Source organism: Actinomadura rugatobispora (genome assembly GCF_042656285.1).
Taxonomy (GTDB): domain Bacteria; phylum Actinomycetota; class Actinomycetes; order Streptosporangiales; family Streptosporangiaceae; genus Spirillospora; species Spirillospora rugatobispora.
The window spans coordinates 1-831 of sequence record NZ_JBHSON010000261.1; the positions used below are offsets into that span (position 1 = coordinate 1).

General features: G+C 82.3%; 1 protein-coding gene. It reads right to left on the reverse strand.

What is annotated here, in order from left to right; all coding sequences use genetic code 11:
- A partial coding sequence (locus ACFPZN_RS56225; RefSeq protein WP_378293656.1) for an oxamate carbamoyltransferase subunit AllH family protein occupies positions 1-831 on the reverse strand: 831 nt, incomplete at both ends.

Sequence of the window (831 nt, forward strand, 5' to 3'; positions counted from 1 at the left end):
CGCCGCACCGCGGGCGCGGCGGGCTCGTGCCCGGCGACCGCGCGCAGCACGGCGGCGACCTCGGCCCCGGCCGCGCCGGACGCCGCGCAGTGCAGCAGCGACGCCGCCAGCGCGGTGGTACGGGTGCACGCGTCCGCCGTGACGGCCGCGCCCAGCCAGTCGGCCATCCACACGGCCCGTGAGCCGTGCCCGCGGCCGACCTCGCGGGCGGCGGCACGGGCGGCGCCGCGGGGGCCGCCCGGCCCCAGCGCGCCGCCGACCAGGCGCAGCGACACCAGCAGCCCGGACAGGATGTCGTCCCCGCTGGGCGTCAGCCCCGGGCCCAGGCCCACGATCCGCTCGGCGGCCTCCACCGTGCCGGCCAGGTCGCCGGCGGCGCAGCGCTCGGCCAGCCGCAGCGGGTCGGGGTGGCCCGCCAGGCCGCCTACGGCCGATTCGCCCGCCTCCCGCAGCGCCGACTCCAGGGCCCGCACGCCGCGCGCGAGCGCCGCGGGCGTGACCGTGCCGAGCGCGGGGGCCGGGTCCCACCAGCGCCGGACCTTCACGTCGAGTCCCTCGGCCTCCACCCGGCCGTCGCCGGTCCAGGCCTCGCCGCCCTCCCGGACGGTCCGGAACGGCCGCTCCCGGCAGGTCGCCACCACCACGACCGCGTTCGGCAGCCGCACCGCGTCGGAGCTGACCACCGCCACCACCCGCGGCTCGGGACCGCCGCGGGTCTCCAGGTAGACCGCCGACGGGAAGGCGGCGATCACCCGGGCCGGGCGGCGCGGCGCGTCCAGCACCGGGCGCAGCTCCAGGCTGGCCGCGCCGGCGGCGGGCGCCCGCCGCCCG